At 37.1% G+C, this 17,712-nt stretch carries 18 protein-coding genes; 15 read left to right on the top strand and 3 right to left on the bottom strand.

Translation table 11 applies throughout. The features are described 5' to 3' along the window. The first annotated feature begins 74 nt into the window (after window positions 1-74). Both OZX59_RS05120 and OZX59_RS05115 read left to right on the top strand, forming a co-directional pair. The gene (locus OZX59_RS05120) at window positions 75-641 is read left to right on the top strand and encodes a hypothetical protein (RefSeq protein ID WP_277124906.1); all 567 of its coding nucleotides are present in this window, start codon (window positions 75-77) and stop codon (window positions 639-641) included. A 60-nt stretch (window positions 642-701) separates the two neighbouring features. Further along, window positions 702-1,322, top strand: coding sequence for an LVIS_2131 family protein (locus OZX59_RS05115; protein WP_277124904.1), 621 nt, complete (start codon window positions 702-704; stop codon window positions 1,320-1,322). Window positions 1,323-1,358: 36 nt separating this feature from the next. On the opposite strand, the gene OZX59_RS05110 is transcribed toward OZX59_RS05115, so the two are convergent. Then, on the bottom strand, window positions 1,359-2,864 hold the full coding sequence (locus OZX59_RS05110; RefSeq protein ID WP_277124903.1) for an O-antigen ligase family protein: 1,506 nt from the start codon (window positions 2,862-2,864) through the stop codon (window positions 1,359-1,361). A gap of 107 nt (window positions 2,865-2,971) precedes the next feature. Further along, window positions 2,972-3,304 (bottom strand): DUF2187 domain-containing protein, encoded by a 333-nt coding sequence (locus OZX59_RS05105; RefSeq protein ID WP_277126993.1) that lies wholly within the window; start codon window positions 3,302-3,304, stop codon window positions 2,972-2,974. A gap of 93 nt (window positions 3,305-3,397) precedes the next feature. On the opposite strand from OZX59_RS05105, the gene OZX59_RS05100 reads away from it, so the two are divergent. The 4 genes from OZX59_RS05100 to OZX59_RS05085 all read left to right on the top strand — a co-directional run bounded on the left by OZX59_RS05100 (window position 3,398) and on the right by OZX59_RS05085 (window position 6,530). Next, complete coding sequence (locus OZX59_RS05100) at window positions 3,398-3,946, top strand: AAA family ATPase (protein ID WP_277124900.1); 549 nt, start codon at window positions 3,398-3,400, stop codon at window positions 3,944-3,946. Between the two features lie 168 nt (window positions 3,947-4,114). Beyond that, window positions 4,115-4,600 carry a C40 family peptidase gene (locus OZX59_RS05095; protein WP_277124897.1) on the top strand — a complete coding sequence of 162 codons (486 nt, stop codon included), beginning with the start codon at window positions 4,115-4,117 and terminating at the stop codon, window positions 4,598-4,600. A 220-nt stretch (window positions 4,601-4,820) separates the two neighbouring features. Next, entirely contained in the window at window positions 4,821-5,531 is a 711-nt protein-coding gene (locus tag OZX59_RS05090; protein ID WP_277124895.1) for a C40 family peptidase, read from the top strand. A 207-nt stretch (window positions 5,532-5,738) separates the two neighbouring features. Beyond that, window positions 5,739-6,530: a C40 family peptidase gene (locus OZX59_RS05085; RefSeq protein WP_277124893.1), complete on the top strand. Its 792-nt coding sequence runs from the start codon at window positions 5,739-5,741 to the stop codon at window positions 6,528-6,530. A gap of 57 nt (window positions 6,531-6,587) precedes the next feature. Here the strand turns inward: OZX59_RS05085 and hflX are convergent, their stop codons facing one another. Beyond that, entirely contained in the window at window positions 6,588-7,853 is a 1,266-nt protein-coding gene (gene hflX, locus OZX59_RS05080; RefSeq protein ID WP_277124891.1) for a GTPase HflX, read from the bottom strand. Between the two features lie 241 nt (window positions 7,854-8,094). Here hflX and OZX59_RS05075 point away from each other — a divergent pair, with 241 nt between their 5' ends. From OZX59_RS05075 to OZX59_RS05035, 9 genes are all read left to right on the top strand, one after another. After that, window positions 8,095-9,180, top strand: coding sequence for an ABC transporter ATP-binding protein (locus OZX59_RS05075; RefSeq protein WP_277124889.1), 1,086 nt, complete (start codon window positions 8,095-8,097; stop codon window positions 9,178-9,180). Window positions 9,181-9,182: 2 nt separating this feature from the next. Further along, window positions 9,183-10,049 carry a sugar ABC transporter permease gene (locus OZX59_RS05070; protein ID WP_277124887.1) on the top strand — a complete coding sequence of 289 codons (867 nt, stop codon included), beginning with the start codon at window positions 9,183-9,185 and terminating at the stop codon, window positions 10,047-10,049. Further along, window positions 10,050-10,874 carry a carbohydrate ABC transporter permease gene (locus tag OZX59_RS05065; protein WP_277124885.1) on the top strand — a complete coding sequence of 275 codons (825 nt, stop codon included), beginning with the start codon at window positions 10,050-10,052 and terminating at the stop codon, window positions 10,872-10,874. Continuing rightward, entirely contained in the window at window positions 10,858-12,150 is a 1,293-nt protein-coding gene (locus tag OZX59_RS05060; protein ID WP_277124883.1) for an MBL fold metallo-hydrolase, read from the top strand. Before OZX59_RS05065 ends, OZX59_RS05060 begins: the two co-directional genes overlap by 17 nt. 51 nt (window positions 12,151-12,201) lie before the next feature. After that, window positions 12,202-13,506, top strand: a complete 1,305-nt coding sequence (locus OZX59_RS05055) for an extracellular solute-binding protein (protein ID WP_277124882.1) — start codon at window positions 12,202-12,204, stop codon at window positions 13,504-13,506. A gap of 282 nt (window positions 13,507-13,788) precedes the next feature. Continuing rightward, entirely contained in the window at window positions 13,789-15,084 is a 1,296-nt protein-coding gene (locus OZX59_RS05050; RefSeq protein ID WP_277124880.1) for an extracellular solute-binding protein, read from the top strand. A gap of 131 nt (window positions 15,085-15,215) precedes the next feature. Continuing rightward, on the top strand, window positions 15,216-16,133 hold the full coding sequence (locus tag OZX59_RS05045; protein WP_277126992.1) for a magnesium transporter CorA family protein: 918 nt from the start codon (window positions 15,216-15,218) through the stop codon (window positions 16,131-16,133). A 15-nt stretch (window positions 16,134-16,148) separates the two neighbouring features. Further along, the gene (locus OZX59_RS05040) at window positions 16,149-17,063 is read left to right on the top strand and encodes a serine hydrolase (RefSeq protein WP_277124878.1); all 915 of its coding nucleotides are present in this window, start codon (window positions 16,149-16,151) and stop codon (window positions 17,061-17,063) included. 79 nt (window positions 17,064-17,142) lie between these two features. Beyond that, window positions 17,143-17,694 (top strand): TetR/AcrR family transcriptional regulator, encoded by a 552-nt coding sequence (locus OZX59_RS05035; RefSeq protein WP_277124876.1) that lies wholly within the window; start codon window positions 17,143-17,145, stop codon window positions 17,692-17,694. Window positions 17,695-17,712 lie beyond the last annotated feature (18 nt).

Below are 17,712 nucleotides of genomic sequence, written 5' to 3'. Positions count from 1 at the left end.
TTTTTATAGCTAATTTTGAGTAAGGTAGAGAAAAGTACTAGCTATTTTAATAAAGTGAAAAAGGAATTTTTAGTTTGAAGATTAATTTACAAGATTTAACTACTAAGATTGAACAAGAAGATTATTTACAAGATTTAGAAACTGCTAAATATGCCGAAATAAGTAAGTCTAAGTCTAAGATTGAGGCTTATGCTAAGAAGATGGTAGAGCAAACTGCGACGGCAATTAAACATGATTCTTTAAGTCAAATTGCTCTTGAGGTAACTGGACAGCGACCAGTCAGATTTAGCCTAGAAACTAACTTGATTAATTTGCCTTACAGTAATTACAAAAAAGTAGCTAATTTTTTTAATGAAGACGAAGAGTATCCAGTGTTGGTTTATTTTGAAACTGCTTCTGATTATTTAAATGCCTCTAACTTTCGAATTGATCAATTGGCTACGCAAGAAGAACTTAATCAAAACCCTAATGAGGTAATAGCCAAGCTAACTGCTGAGATTTCGGCTAAATTAAAGCAGGTGCGTGAATATCAAAAGCCAGCAGCTCCTGCTAAAAAAACGACGACTAAAAAAGTCACTAAGACAAGTAATAAGAAGTCAACTACGAAGAAGGGCAAACAGACCAAAGCTAAAAAAAGCTAGCTATTCAAATGTGATTTTTTACATTATAATGATCACATCAACGACAGGGGGAAAGGCACTATGTTTAGCTGGAATTTACTGGGCATCCTATTGTGGGTTGTCGTCATTCTTTATGCAGTATTTGTGATTCAACATATTCGTAAACGGCGCATTAATATGATTATTAAGCAGCACCGACGCTTCAGTTGGCCTAATTTTTTATTGAATATTATCGAAATTGCGATTTTGTTGGTTAGTGCTGTTTGGCTATTTAAGCAAACTATGCTGGATAATCCTGATCTTGATGATACTAAGTTGATTGCTTCAAAGGTTACGTATCAGCCACTCGTCATGAGTACAGGAGAGGGGAACTCGAGTTATGTAACGCTTGATTCCAAAAAGAAAAAAATCGGGACACAGACCTATACATATTATCGTTCAGGTAAAAAAGTTAAAGTCTCTAGTGATTTTGCCACAGTTGTTTATGGTCAAAATCCATTAGACCTAAATGCTGAGCGGATACCGTATGATGAAAAACAATTGCATAAGATGGATCGTCGTTATCAAAAGGCCTATGTTGCCACTTATACTGCTACCTATAAAAAGGTTTGGCAAAATGGAATTGGGATGCATGCTGGGCATAATGCAACGCGGTATTATCTGATTCGAATTCCAGATGCCTCATTTATCAAACAAAAATAAAACGGATAGTCCATTGGGATTAGCCGTTTTATTTTTTTAATTAGACTTTTTAACACTCGATAAAAGGGCACCTTCGGTAAATGCTAAAATAAAGCTCGCTGTCAAGAAGTCGACCACGTTGCCAGATGAAAATGCTGCAAACAACATAAAACCACTTGAAACTAGGAGTGAGCTTGTTAAGTAAGTGCGCGCCTTTTGATATCGTAACCACTGATAAGCTGCATAGATAGGAATTATTGCGTATGGCCCAACCAATAGCAACATACCAATCCAGCCAAGTGAATATATCTGTGCCAAAAAATCTCGCTCAAGGTTGAAGATGTTATTTTCACGAGTATAAGAGATTCCTAGAAACTTATCCAAATGGTTATGATTAGTTTTGACTACTTGATTTAGCATTGCACGTTCAACATAACGATTTTGCATGCGCGTTTGACCTGGTTCCTGCATCATTTTTAGCCAAAACTCTGGATCATATTGGTAAGGATAGCTTTTAAGTACGAATTTAGGATTCAAAGCATATGCCTGGTAGTTTTGCTTAATATATTTGCGTAAAAAAGTTTGCCGTTGTTTACCTTTAGGGTATTTTGCAAGACCTTTATCAAGTTCGCGCTGTTCATCAGTAAGATCATGATCTGATTGCTTGGCGAGATAAATTTCATAATTATAGCGTTGAATTGCGGGCCCAAAAGGCAAAATTGCTAAGGATCCGATCCCAATTAGGATTGCCACGCTAAAAGCTTTGCCGCCTTTAGTAATATCCTTAATTAAATATTTGTGTAACAAGAAAACTAGTAAACTGATAATAATCCCACCGATTAAGCCGATTGCGGCTACCTTGGTCCCGATTTCAATCATAGCTAAGGCTTGGATAATATTTAGAGTAATGATTTGCCAGTTAAAGTTAGTAAATAAGTAATACAGCATCATTGGTAGTAGCATGAAGAGTACTGCTGAAACCATATTGGTAAAGTTGAAAAAGCCCTTAGAAGCCATGTGTGAGTAGCCAATGTTAGGATCAAAAAACCAAGCAAAGATATTAGCGCTAATTGTGCCATGTTCATAGGACTTGAGTGAAACTACAAATAAGTTTGACAAAACAATAGTAGCTGAAAACAATCCAGAAAGTCCTTCAATTATCAGTCGTAGTTGTTTTTCTCCAAATTGCAGCTCATTAGTTAAATATAAAATGATTAGTGGCAAAATCATTCTAATTAAATAAAAAATTTCGCTGCTACTAGAGTAGCCATAATCCGTTGGGCTAACACTGGTAAAATTTTTGACATGAATCAAATGCAAAATTGTATACGCAATTAGTAAAATTAGATAAATTATTAACCATTTTTGCTTAGTTAGTTTCTGCCAGGATTTTTTCTGGCTAAAATATAAGCCAATTAGTGCCCCAACAGCTAAAATACGAATAATTGTTGGTAAGGTAAAGGGCAAGAGATTAGCTAATTTACCATGATAAAACCAGTATAAATCTAAAAAGGGTTGACTTAAAATGAACCAAAATAAAATGGTTTTAACTTTTTCTTTCAATGTTTTTTACTCCATAAAATTTTTGTTAGTTTAATTTTAGGGAAAAAAAGCATAAAAAAAAAGAGCGAAGAACGTATTTCGCAACTTTTTAATTAAAAGATAGCTTTTTAGGCATTATCTTTAGTGTCCTTAGTGTTTTTCTTAGAATCTTCATCCGTTGTTTCAGGAGTGGCAATTTTTTCAACCTTAACATCACTTTTAGCCAAAGCTTGAATTTCTTTAACCTTGCGCTTAGGTGCGGGTTTTAAGTTCTTAAAGTTGACTACAAGCTTTTTGTTGAGGTCACTAACCGCAGTTTTGTCTGCTGGATCGTAATCAATAATTGCTAACATGGCAGAATTTTCGTAGATTTTTTCTACCTTGCCAATAAACGGCTTAGTAAGTTCTTCTTCAGATTTTGCACTGACAATGTCGTCTAATTTTACGTCTGCTTTTTTGATCATGAACTTTGTTTCCTCTCTTACCCATGTTTTAATTATAATAGCAAAGATATTATAAAAGTCGATTGTTTTCAAGTAAAGGGAGTCTAAATTTTGCAAAAATTAATTTTAATTGCTGGTCCAAGTGGTGCTGGCAAAACCACTGTTTCAGAATATTTGGCAAATGAATTTGATATTCCACGGGTTGTGACTCATACTACTAGGTCAATTCGACCTGGGGAAATCCAGGGACAGTCCTATCATTTTGAAAGTGATGACAGCTTTGCCAAATTGCACTTTTTTGAACATGTAACATATGGCTCATATCAATATGGCTCAAGCAAAGAAGCACTAGACACAGTCTGGCAAACTCATGAACTTGCTTCATTAATAGTTGATATTAAGGGTGCTGCTTCATATCTTAAACAATTAAAAGAGCGAGTGTATTTTTTATATTTAACGACAACAACCAGACAGCAATTGGCTCAACGTTTACTTAAACGCGGTGATGATCCAGCTAAAATTGAGCAACGTCTCAGTGGTGGTGAGTTAAACAGATTGCCGGAAAGTTTGAAAAAAGATGCTCATATCTTAGTTAATGATGATTGGACCAAGACCAAATTGGAATTACAAAAAATAGTCACAAATTTAATAACTAAGTAATTTTTACAAAAACAGCTCCGCTACAAAATAATTCTAAATATTTTGTAGCTCGTTTGACACGAACGTGTAACATTTAGTGAGTAAGATATATTTTGTCAGTTGAATTGATGAACCGATGGAGTTTATCCTTTCTAGATATTAAAGTTAAGCACGTTGGAGGAAATAGTTTTGCGACATAGACATAGTTTAGTTAAATTCATGGTAATGGCAGCTCTTTTAGTTATTGGAGTGACAACTGCCAGTGTAGTTTCGGCTGCTAGTGTTGATGATGTAGATGCCAGTACGGTTACTAAGAAGCGTTCAGCAGTTACAAAATTAGCTAAAAAGCAAGTTGGCAAAAGCTATGTTTATGGTGCAGCTGGTCCAAACAGTTTTGATTGTTCTGGTCTAGTGCAATATGTTTATAAAAAAGCTGGTGACAAGGTTTTGCCTCGTACAACTTATTCACAGGTCACGGTTGGCAAAAAGGTATCATTGAATAAGCTCAAGAAGGGCGATTTGCTATTCTGGGGTTCAGCCGATTCACCTTATCATGTTGGTATTTATGTTGGTGGTAACAAGTATGTTCACGCTGCTACTCCTGATCAAGGAGTTCGTAAACAGACTATTAGTACCTACTTTTACCCATCTGCCGCTAAACGAGTACTTGAATAATTAATAGCTTAACTTAAAGTCTAATAGATAATTTCCTTGATATTTAAAGTAATATAAAGAGCCTAAATGGAATTTCTCCATTTATGGCTTTTTTACTTAACAGTATTATTTTTGTAACATTTTTGTAATACTATGTGAGTAAACTAAATTATGTAATTAGATATTAAAGGTGGCGCCTGGATTAGCCATAACCACTTGAGTTAATATGGGAGAATATGAGTTGAAGATTAAGAGTAACTTAGCTAAATTTACTACTGCTGCTGCCCTGAGTATTACGGCAATGGCAGCTATCGGCTCTATTAAAACCAATTCTACAACTTCTCACGTTGCGGCTGCGACTAAGAAGGTGCAAGTTAGTTATGTACCTGGATATGGCATTAATGTTTGGGATAATTATCAAAATCCTAGCTTTACTGGCAAGCGTGTTCAAGATGGGACGACCGTTAATGTACTGGCTAGCGCTGTTGATAACGAAGGTAATACTTGGTATAAGATTGGTAAGAATCAATGGATTCAGGCTCGTTATACGACTAAGGCTGGTAAGAAAGCTAAGAAGTCCAAGACCACTACTAAAAGTGCTAAGGCAGTTGTCGATCTAGCTAACTCGCAAGTGGGCAAATCGTATGCATGGGGAGCTAGTGGTCCCAGTTCATTTGATTGTTCAGGACTAACACAATATGTTTATAATAAAGCAGCCGGTAAGGATATTACGCGAACAACCTATTCACAAGTTAAGCAAGGGAAAACTGTTTCAATGAAGAGTTTAAAACCAGGGGACTTATTGTTTTGGGGTTCAACAACTTCTCCTTATCATGTTGGGGTCTACGTTGGAGATAACCAATATGTTCACGCTGCATCACCTAGTCAAGGGGTAGTTAAGGAAAGTATTAGTACTTACTTTTATCCTGCGGTTGCTAAGCGAGTTCTATAATTAATAACGCATAAAATGAAATACCAGACACTTAGATAACTAAAGTGATTCGGTCCAACTGTTAATAAGCAGTTAGAAGCACTTTAACTCTGTAAGTGTCTTTTATTTTGCTATAAATTACATAACTTGATTAAAAATCTCAAGCGACTAAAATAAGAATGAATGTAATTTTTGATCATTTTCGCTACCAAAAAGGAGAATAAGTCAATGAAGCACAATTTTTTGAAGATGAGTTTGGCCGCGGCGTTAACGCTAACAGGCATTGCTGCTGTGTCAACACCTAAAACAGTGGCTGCTACTAAAGTAAAGAATCCCATTAAGCGAGTTCAAATCAATTATTTAGCTGGTAAAGGAGTTAAAATCTGGACTAATTATGAAAACGGCCAGTTGGTTAATTTCGAAGCCAAAAATAAGAGTAAGTGGAATGTAGCAGATATAGCAACTGATAAAAAAGGAAATTTGTGGTATAAAGTTGGGGTTAATGAGTGGATTGAGGCACGTTACACAACTGAGTTGCCACAAACACAAACAACGACTAGTAATAAAAAGCCGGCAAAAAAGCCACAGAAATCCCCTAGTAATGAAGTTAGTGACACTACACTTACAGCCAATTCAACAGTAACTACTAGTAACAGCGATTCACAAACTGATGTAGTTAAACTGGCTAAGAGTCAGGTAGGGAAAGCTTATACATGGGGCGGGAATGGTCCTGACAGTTTTGATTGTTCGGGCTTAGTCCAATATGTTTATAGTGAGGCAGCTGGTCTTAACTTGCCGCGAGTAACTACAGATCAAGTAAAAGTCGGCACGAACGTGTCGATGGATCAATTACAACCTGGCGACTTGTTGTTCTGGGGATCAACTGATGCGCCATATCACGTGGGAATTTATATTGGTGACAATCAGTATGTTAATGCTGCTGATCCTGACCAGGGAGTCATTACGCAAACGATTAGTTCATACTTTTATCCGTCGGTAGCTAAAAGAGTTTTAGATTAATTAAAATAAGCAGTTAATTAGTGCATTGCAACATAATTAACTGCTTATTTTTTCTTTTTAAATGATGTATTGGTGAAACTTTTGTTGGTTTTTAGGTGATAAGTAAGCTTGAACATGAATACCATCAGCTTGGAAATCCTCATCAAGGACTTGTGCTTCTTCATGTAATCTAGCTAGAACTTTACCAGCACTAAGTGGCAAGCAAAGTTCTAGTTTTTTATTATTTGCAAAAATCCGGTTAGTAATTAAATTTGCTAGCGATTTAATGGAAGCTTGATCGGTCGCAGAATACAAAATATCATTTCCTTCAATTTGCGGATAATTACGCTTGGCTAGGTCAGCTTTATTATAGGCAGTAATCATTGGGATATCTTTAATCCCGATTTCGGTTAAAACGCTTTGGGTTGTGCGAATCATTTGCATCATATTTGGATCGCTGGCATCAACTACATTAATTAATAAGTCGGCATCTTTGGCTTCCTGCAAAGTAGCTTTAAACGATTCGACTAAATTGTGTGGTAATTTAGAGATAAAACCAACTGTATCGGATAAAATAAAGCTGAAATTGTGTGCTAGGTCAATACGTCTGACACTAGTATCGAGAGTTGCAAACAGCATATTCTTAACAAAAACCTGCTTATCACGGCTATCTTCGGCAAACTCTGTTAGTAATCCATTCATGGTGGTTGACTTGCCAGCATTGGTATACCCGACCAGAGCTACTTTAGGAATTTGTTTTTGATTTCTACGTTTAGCTTTAATTGCTTCTTGACCGTTAATTGCCTTTAGTTCTTTTTTGATTGCAGCAATTTGTTTTCCAATGGTTCGTCTGTTTAGTTCTAACTTAGATTCACCAGCTCCGCGGTTAGCAAATCCCCCACCACGCTGTTGATCTAGCTGGTTTTCTGAAGGGTGCAAACGCGGTAATTCATATTGTAATTGTGCTAACTGAACTTGCAACTTTGCTTGTTTGCTGCGAGCTCGACTAGCAAAAATTTCTAAAATTAATTCTGTGCGGTCAATTACTCGAAGCTTAGTTAAATTTTCCAGATTACGAATTTGAACTGGTGATAACTCATCATTAAGTACCAGTACTTTTGCTTTAAGCCCGTGTGCTAAATTTTTAATTTCATTGATTTTACCTAAACCTAAATAGGTGCTACTGACAACTTGTTGGGCATTTTGTTGACTTTGACCGACGACTTCCATATTGTCAGCCTCAGTTAAGTTAGCTAATTCGCTCATGTAATAGTCGAAGTTAGGATCATTTAAGTTGACACCAGCAAGATAAGCTTTAACCGGTTGGGGAGTATTATTGATCATGTAATCATCTTTCCTGTATTTTAATAATTTTAAATTGTGCCATTGTTTAACTAAGTAGTTTTGGGGCTGCTAATGATTAGCTTAATTGTAGTAAAAATAGAGAAATTACGCAAAAATCTCTCTGCAGTTAAAGCTAAAACTCAAATAAAAAGCAATTAAAGATAGTTGTGCTTAACTACTATTTAGCTTAAAATTAAGGGGATAAATTAAAGATAGATACAAGATGTTGTGGTGTGAATGAATGGATAATAACAAATTCGTCGAAGTAAAGAATTTAAAAAAGGTTTATGATAACGGCCATGAAGCGATTAAGGATGTCAGCTTTTCGGTTAAAAAGGGAGATTTAGTTTGTTTATTAGGGCCATCTGGTTGTGGCAAGACTACTATTTTGAATATTTTAGCTGGACTGCTTGAACCTACTAGTGGAGATATCCGTTTTGGTGGGAAATCAGTCGTTGATGTGGCTTCAAAAGACCGACAAATTGGCTATGTTTTTCAAAATTATGCGCTTTATCCGCATATGTCTGTCCTGCAGAACGTCATGTTTCCGCTAACTGTTGGCAAAAACAAGCGATCAAAAGCTGAGGCTGAGCAGGTTGCCCGTAAATATATGAAGTTAACTCAAATTACGGAATTAGCTGATGAAAAACCAGGTAAACTGTCTGGTGGTCAGCAGCAACGAGTGGCAATTGCTCGGGCGCTAGTTCAGGAGCCGCAAATTTTGTTAATGGACGAGCCATTAAGTAACTTAGATGCACGCTTGCGCTTACAGATTCGTGAAGAAATCCGCGACTTAGTTAAATCCGTTGGGATTACGACTTTATTTGTCACTCATGATCAAGAAGAAGCCTTGTCAATTGGTGACAAGATTATTCTTTTTAATGATGGAGTAATTCAGCAAGATGATTTGGGACAGAACTTTTATTTAGCACCTAACAATTATTTTGTAGCCAACTTTGTTGGTAATCCAGTGATTGATAATTTTAAGGTAACGAAAACTGCGACTGAACTTGCGGGCAGCAATTTTACAATTGAGCTAGCAGATTTGGATGAGTCGCGGTTTAAACGGGAATTACCAGACGGAGATTACTATCTGTCTGTTCGACCAGAAAATATTAAACCGGATGTTAACGGCTTTTTAACTACTGAGATTGACGATATTGAATTAATTGGGCGTGAGCGTATCTTGAAGTTTACGCATGATGGCACGCAACTGCGGTCACTGATTGATTTAGAAACACCAATTAGCCCAGGTGAACAGGTAAATCTAGCCATGCGGCTTGATCGGGTATTCTTATTTACTTTTGATGGGGAGCGAGTTTATTAATAATGAAGAAAAATCAAAAAAAGGCTTGGCTTTTCTTGGCACCGACAATCATTTTTGTGACTTTGTTCAGTATTTATCCGATTTTGCGTGCTTTTGGCATGAGTTTTCAAAAGGGATCTTTAATTGATCTGACGTGGACCGGCTTAAGCAATTATCAGTATATTTTTAAAGATCCCGAGTTTTGGTTAGCATTGAAAAATACGATTCTCTATGCAGTCGTTTCAGTGCCAATTGGTCTTGCAATTTCGATTATGCTAGCGTGGATTATTTTTAGTAAGGTAAAGCATCAAGCCTTTTTTGAGACTACCTTTTTCATGCCTTATGTTACCTCGACGATCGCAATTGGGATTGTCTTTCGTTATATTTTTAACGGCGATTATGGGATGCTCAATTTTATTTTACGTAGTTTGCATTTACCAGCACCTAATTGGCTTGATGACCCGGCAATGTCACTAACTACAATTATTATTTTTGGAATTTGGAGTTCGCTGGCTTTTAATATCGTAATTTTGATGGGTGCATTAAGAAATATTGATCCTAATTACTATACGATTGCCGATATGTATGGTGCCAGTGGTAAAGATAAATTCTGGCGAATTACTATGCCACAGCTGGTACCAACAATTGCCTTCTTGTTAACCATGAATGTAATCGGGGCTTTTAAGATTTACACTTCGGTTTATGCACTATTCAACGGGCAAGCAGGAGTTGGTAATTCTGGAACTACAGCAGTCTTTTATATCTATAACAAGTTCCAAACTGTTGGGACACCAGGAGTGGCAATGGCGGCAACAGTTATTCTATTTTTGATTATTTTACTAGCCACATTCCTGCAACGAAAAATGATGAATAAGATTGGAGAAAAGTAAATGAAGAAAATTCGGTGGGGCGTTTTATTTAGTTATCTCATTTTAATTATCTTTGCTGTTATTACTGTTTTTCCGTTTATTTATATGATTTTAGGTGGTTTGATGAATTTCCAAGAAACCACCTCAATTCCACCAACACTGATTCCGCATCATTTTAACTGGTCCAATTATGCTAAAGTTTTTGCTAGAGCACCGTTTGGTCACTACTTCTTCAATACGATTTTAACTGCTACCGTAACTACTTTGGTCAGTTTGTTTAATGCGTTGCTTGGCGGCTTTGCGATGGTTAACTTGCACTTTAAAGGTAAGGGCTTCATCCAGATGGTATTGCTGTCATTATTAATGGTGCCAGGGGAAGCAATTATTTTTACCAATTATAATACGATTGCTCATCTGGGACTGCTTAACACCTATATTGGACTGGTATTACCATTTTTGACCTCAATCTTTTATATGTATTATTTACAAAGCTATTTCGGATCAATTTCAGATACGATTTATCAAGCAGCCAAAATCGATGGAGCAAGTGATTGGGACTATATTTGGAAAATTTTAGTGCCGATGTCTAAGGGTGGTTTATTTACTGTAGGCCTACTCAGTTTTATTTCCGGATGGAATTCGTTTCTATGGCCACTGCTAGTCACTAATGAGGATAATATGCGCTTGCTCAATAATGGGTTATCAGCCTTTGCTTCTGATGCGGGTAGTGAAACTCAATTGCAATTGGCCGCGGCGACGTTAACAATTTTGCCAATTTTAATTCTGTATTTAATCTTTAGAAAGCAGATTATTCGGGGGGTGGTGCGCAATGATATTAAAGGATAAGACTACCATCACTTTTTATAATGGCTTGACGACTATTGGCGGACCTATGATTGAAGTAGCTTATGGCCACGATCATGTGTTATTTGATTTAGGAGAAGTTTATCGTCCAGAATTAGCTTTACCTGATGAAAATTATCGGACGTTAATTCAAAATCAGCTGATTGGTGATGTAGCCAACTTTTATGATCCAAAAATTACTGGAGTCGTTTTAGATACTGAGCGCTGGCAGCATGCTGGCGCCTATCTGTCTCATCTGCATTTAGATCATAGTAAGGCTCTTAACCTGATTGCACCGGAAATTCCAGTCTTTGCAGGCCCGTTAACGGCTAAAATGTTACCAATTTTAAATGCAGCAGGTGATTTTCTTTTGCCAGCAGCAGGACGTCAGTCTAGTTATACTCGCCCAATTACTGCCGTTGAGCCTGGCGAAACAGTGCGAGTTGGTCAGATTAGCTTAGAAGTTTGGTCGAGTGATCATGATGCCTATGGTGCAACAGGATTGATTGTGACCACACCGGATCGGGAAGTTGCATATACTGGCGATATTCGGTTGCATGGCTATCATCCTGATTGGGTCAAGCAATTTTTAACAAGGGCACAGCATTCTGACGTGTTAATTACTGAAGCAACTGGGTATTCTTGGCCGGAAGAAGCCGCTTCTAAAGACGATCAGGAATTTCAAGGACCAAAAAGTGAAACAGAATTGACGGCGGAAGTAGTAGAGTTGCAAAAAGCTAACCCTAACCGGCAGATTACTTTTAATACTTATCCAACTAACGTGGAGCGATTGCTGCAGATTATGGCAAATTCGCCGCGTACGGTAGTTTTACATGCTAAGCGTGCGCAGCTACTTAAGCAATTGGGTAAAGATGCTTACTATTATTACTTACCTAGAGAAGAAAAGATTTCTGAGTTAAACCCCAAGTTAGCAATTCCATACAGTCAGCTTTTACAAGATAAACATGAATATCTTTGGCAAGTGGTTGATGATTTTGCTAGTTTGCAACCGGGCGGATTATACCTGCATTCCAACGCTGAGCCGTTAGGGGATTTTGATCCCAGTTATGCACCGTTTGTCCAGCAATTTAAAGAATTGGAAATTGAGTTTAGAGCCTTACGTTGCTCAGGTCATGCTGACCAAAAAGAACTGGCAGAGATTATTGAACTGGTTCAGCCGCCAACGTTAATTCCGGTGCACACATTGCATCCGGAGTTGGTAGAGAACCCATTTGGAAAAAGGATTTTACCTAAACGTAAGCAAACAATTACGCTTTAGTAAATCAAAAAAATATTGTTTAGTTTTTTGTTTTTTGGAGGTATATACCTAATGAAGTTTCGTAGAAAAATTGCAGCTGTATTTGCAATTGGCTTATCCTTGCTAGGAACAGCAGCGTGTTCTAATGGCAATAGTTCTTCGTCATCATCAAGTGCGGATAAAATTCCGACCAAGATTACCAAACAGACTAATATCGTTTTTTGGCATGGCATGACTGGGGTTCAGCAGCAGACATTAAAGCAATTGACACAGGAATTCGAAAAGAAAAATCCTAAAATCAAAGTCAAATTAGAAAATCAGGGAGCGTATAGCGATCTGCAAGCCAAAATTAATTCGACGTTGCAATCACCTAAAGATTTGCCAACGATTACCCAAGCATATCCTGACTGGTTATATACGGCATCGAAAAATAAATTACTGGTCGACTTGAAGCCATACATCAACAATCAAAAACTTGGTTGGGGAAGCAGTCAGAAATCTGATATTAAGCCGGCATTGCTAAATGGTGCTAAAATTGGCGGTGTCCAGTATGGGATTCCGTTTAACAAATCAATTGAAACTTTAACTTATAATGCCGATCTTTTTAAGAAGTATGGCATTAAGAAGGCGCCAACAACTATGGCAGAGTTGCAAACAGCCGCCCAGACTATTTATGAGAAGAGTCATCATCAGGTAGTTGGTGCTGGCTTTGACTCACTATCTAACTATTATGTTTTAGGGATGAAGAATGAGGGCGTTGATTTTTCTAAGAAGATTGATTTTGCCGGTGATACTTCTAAGAAGGTTATCAATTACTACGCTGATGGGGTTAAGAAAGGTTACTTCCGAGTAGCAGGCTCAGAGCATTATCTTTCTGGACCATTTGCCAACCAAAAAGTCGCAATGTACATTGGTACTTCTGCTGGAGAAGGTTTTGTTAAGCAAGGTGTTGGTAAAAAATTTACTTATGATGTGGCCGCGCGTCCCGGTAAATACACCATGCAACAGGGAACTGATATCTACATGTTCAATCATGCTAGTGCTACCCAAAAGTCTGCAGCATTTAGTTATATTAAGTTCTTAGTTTCAAAATCAAGCCAACTCAAGTGGGCTAATGCGACTGGCTATATTCCAGTTAACCAACAAGTGGTTAATTCTAAGGAATACAAGGACAACCAGCAGATTAAATTGCCAGCCAAGCTTGGCAGTGCAATGAAGCATCTGTATAGTGTGCCAGTGGTTAAAGATGCTGGAGCTGCTTATGGTCAGCTGAACCCAATTATGCAAAACATTATGTCTGCTGCTCAAAAGAAGCAGAATGTTGATAACAGCATTAAGACTGGTAAAGCGAAATTTGATGCTGCCTGGAAACAATAAAACTAAGTTATAAGTATTTTTACTAATAAAGCAGACCTGTCTATTTAAAGACAGGTCTGCTTTTTGATTTAATACTTGATAATTGGAACGAATTTATCGATTTAGCTATATTTTTGTACAAAAGACGAACTTTAATTAAAAAAATGGTAAAAAAATGCAAATAACACGGATATTACTGCAAAATTTAGTTGCTATTTTATTTACCTTGTTATAAAATTAACAAGTATTTAATATCTGGTGATTAATTGTTAGAGATTAATCCCATTTTGGAGGAAATATAAAATGAAATTCGGTAAAAAGCTACTTGTCTTAACGGTAATGGCTGCGGCTTTAATTGGGACGGCGGCTTGTTCTAAGCAGGAAACTACTTCTGATTCACAAGCAATTCCCAAAGTTACTAAAAAAACTACGGTAGTTTTCTGGCATGGAATGCAGGGACAGCAGGAGCAAACTCTTAGGGATTTAACTAAGCAATTCGAACAGCAAAATCCTAAAATCAAGGTTAAACTAGAGCAGCAAGGTGCGTACACTGATTTGCAAGCCAAGCTTAATTCGACAATGCAATCGCCTAAGGATTTGCCAACGATTACGCAGGCTTATCCAGATTGGCTAGAAAGTGCAGCCAGAAATAAAATGTTGGTTAATCTTAGTCCTTACATGAAGAACGAAGAAGTTGGTTGGGGTAAGCAACCAAGTAACATTAAGCAAGACTTACTGAATGGTGCCAAAATTAATGGTGTCCAGTATGGGATTCCTTTTAATAAGTCGATTGAGCTGCTGATTTATAATCCTAAGATGCTCAAGCAATATGGCATTAAGCAAGTGCCTGGCTCGATGGCGCAATTAAAACAGGTGGCACAAACTATCTATCGTAAGAGTCATCATCAGGTGGTTGGAGCCGGCTTTGATAATTTAGATAATTACTATGTCTTAGGAATGAAAAATGCTGGTCAGAACTTTTCTAAGCAAATTAATTTTGCGGGTACAGACTCTAAGCAAGTGATTAATTACTTTGCCGATGGTGAAAAAGCTGGTTACTTTAGAATGCCAGGTTCAGATAAATATCTATATATTCCATTTACTAATCAAAAACTAGCCATGATGGTAACGTCGTCTTCAACTGAAACTTGGATTAAGCAGGCAGCCAAAAAGGGCTTTAAATATGAAGTTGCACCGCGGCCAAGTAAATATACAATGCAGCAGGGGACAGATATTTATATGTTTGATCATGCTAGTGCTATGCAAAAGTCGGCAGCTTTTAAATATATGAAGTTCTTGTCTTCTAAAAAGAGTCAAACTAAATGGGCTAGGGCCACAGGTTATATGCCAGTTAATACAGAGGTTGCTAAATCCGCTACCTATAAGACTGACAGTCAGTTCAAACTGCCAGCTAAGTTAGAAACTATTACTAAAGCTAATGCGATGTATAGTGTGCCAGTAATTAAAAATGCTGGAGCAACTTATAGCCAGCTAAAGCCAATTATGCAATCAATCTTATCAGCTGCTCAGAAAAAGCAGAACATGAAGACTGCTATTAAAACTGGCAAAACTAAATTTGATGCCGCTTGGCAACAATAGAAATTATTTACTGAAAACAGACGTAATTGTCTGTTTTTTATTTGTCGTTTTGAGCTTGAATGGTAAGATAATAGAAGTGCGAAAACTAATTTGATTTAGTCAATGGATAACTTATTCAAGGGGTGAAAATGATGATTAAAGAACAAAATTTTCCCATCGAAACTAGATATAGATGGTATGATATCAACAACTTAAGTGAGGCAGATAGTCGAAAACTCCAGGATGAATTTAATTTTACCCCAGACATGATTTCTTATATTTCCGACCGACACGAGCGACCACACTATGATTATGATACCCACACTAAGATTCACTTGCTGGTTTATGATGTGCCGATTTGGCCCAGTAAAAGCATTAAACATTTTACTTCGCATCCAATTACTTTTCTGGTTTCGGGTGAAAACATTTTTACCTTCCATACAGAATCAACTAGCTATGTTTTTGAGGAATTTAATGATCGGTTAATGCGTAATAAGCTGTCCAGGGCAGAGGATGTTACCGAATTGTTAATGAAATTTTTGCTTTCAGCAGCACAATACTTTCAAAGAGCGATTACTCAATTAGATGTTGAACGTAATGGCTTAGATCAAAAATTATCAGACGATATTGACAATCATGACTTAGTTGAGTTATCTAACATTGAAAAAAGTTTGGTTTACCTTTCAAGTTCAATTCAGACTGACTTGATGATGTTGCACAGCTTAAAAATATCAGAATTGGATTTTACTAAGTATGCTAGAGAACGCCTCGATGATGTTTTAATTGAATCAAATCAGGCTTCTGAAATGGTGAAAATTTCGCAGCAAGTGACTAAGACTTTGTCAGCGACTTCCAATAATATGATGAATAATAACCTGAATGATACGATGAAGTTCTTGACTGTGTGGTCATTAGTTTTAACAATTCCGACAATTTTAACGGGTTTTTATGGAATGAACGTTAGCTTGCCAGTCGATCACAGTTCAACAGATTGGATAGTGATTACCATATTCGCCATTATTTTAATGGCTTGGTTAATCTTCTTGATGAAGCGACACCATATGTTTTGAGGTGAGACATAAAAGATGAAAAATAAGGTAATCATTGGTTCATTAATAGCGACGCTGTTCGCGTTTATGCTGTATACGGCTAACATTAAGCAGCTGGGTCATGCAAGTTTGCAAGTAATTGATCATAATCGAAGTAGTGTAGTTAAACGTAAAAATAAAAAGTCTAAGGCTGAACCTAAAGTAGCTGGGATGGAGTATCCAAGTGAAGTCAAAGTTAAAAAGGGTAGTCAAGCAGATTGGGCTAAAAAGATTAGTCAGATAATGGGCAAGAATGATAGTTATCAAGTTTGCCTGCAAGATTTGAATTCACCCAAATTTGCACAAGTTGCTAATACATCTAAGCCACATCAAGCCAAGGTAAGCAGTCGGCTATTTTTATTAGTAACAATTTATTATCAAGAACAACATGGGAATCTTTCTGGGCATAGTGTACTTAAAGTTAAAAAAGCTGATCGCGTTAAGGGGGAAAAAATGCTTAGCGCAGGAATTGCTTATAGTGTTACTTATCTGAAGCAAGCGATGCTTCAAGGTAATCAAACTGCCACTAATGTTTTAATGCGTAAAGTTGGCTCTAAGATTGCGCCAGTAATTAAGCAGATGGGAGCAACTGATACGAGTATTAAGCACACCAAAACAAAACTTAGCTCTCAGACAACTGCAACGGATTTAGCTCGTATTATGGTTGATCTTTATCAAAATAAAACCCTTGACCGACAACATGCCAATTTGGCTCTAGGATCGCTTAATTCGACTAAGCATAAGCCTAAACTGGCTTCTGGAATTAATGGCACGGTGTATGCAATTGGTGATAAGAAGGCGGCCGTAATTTTAGTACAAAGAGGTGGTCATACTTATTGTCTTAGTGTTTGGAGTGATAGCGCTCGCAAACTGACACGCTTGAGCAAGACCGTCGCTGACTTCTTTAATTAAATATAATTTACAAAGTGTAAATTGTTTTCTTCTAATTGTAGTGCTATATTATTCAGGTACTAAAAGGAGCTGATTAATATTGGTCAAAAAGCGGGACTTAAACTTAGACAAGTTGATTGCTAAAGCAACTGAACTGATTGATCAACACGGGTTAGCGGCGCTAACTTTGCCAAGTCTTGCTAAAGAGTTAGGAGTTAAGTCGCAGTCGTTGTATCATTATGTTTCGGGACGCAAGCAATTATTATCTTTGGTTGGTGCAAGTCGAATTAAGTTGTTGAGCCAAAAATTAATTGAAAACCTACTAGGTTTTTCTGGTGTTGAGGCACTGCTTAAGTTTGCGGATATTGTGCGTAACTTTATCTTGACCGATCAAGCATTACTCAGTATCCTGTATCATTTAAATGAATATCAGCAAGACGACGCAATTAATCAAGAAATTCTTAAGATAATTGAGTTAGCTGAGAAGTTGAATATTCGTGGTGATAGTAAAGTTTCGCTCCACGCACTAATTGGTGCAGTTTTAGGTTATGTTTTTTTGGATGTGTCTGCATCTTTTACTAAGGAGAGCGCAGCTGAAGCTGATCGTGGTTATCATGAGTTAATTTTACAGTTAGTTCAATCGCAAGCATAATTGCGGATATAGAAAGGA

The sequence above is a fragment of the Lactobacillus sp. ESL0681 genome (assembly GCF_029392835.1).
GTDB lineage: Bacteria > Bacillota > Bacilli > Lactobacillales > Lactobacillaceae > Lactobacillus.
The sequence above is the reverse complement of the archived record's forward strand: the minus strand, read 5'-3'. Positions and strand labels throughout refer to the sequence as shown.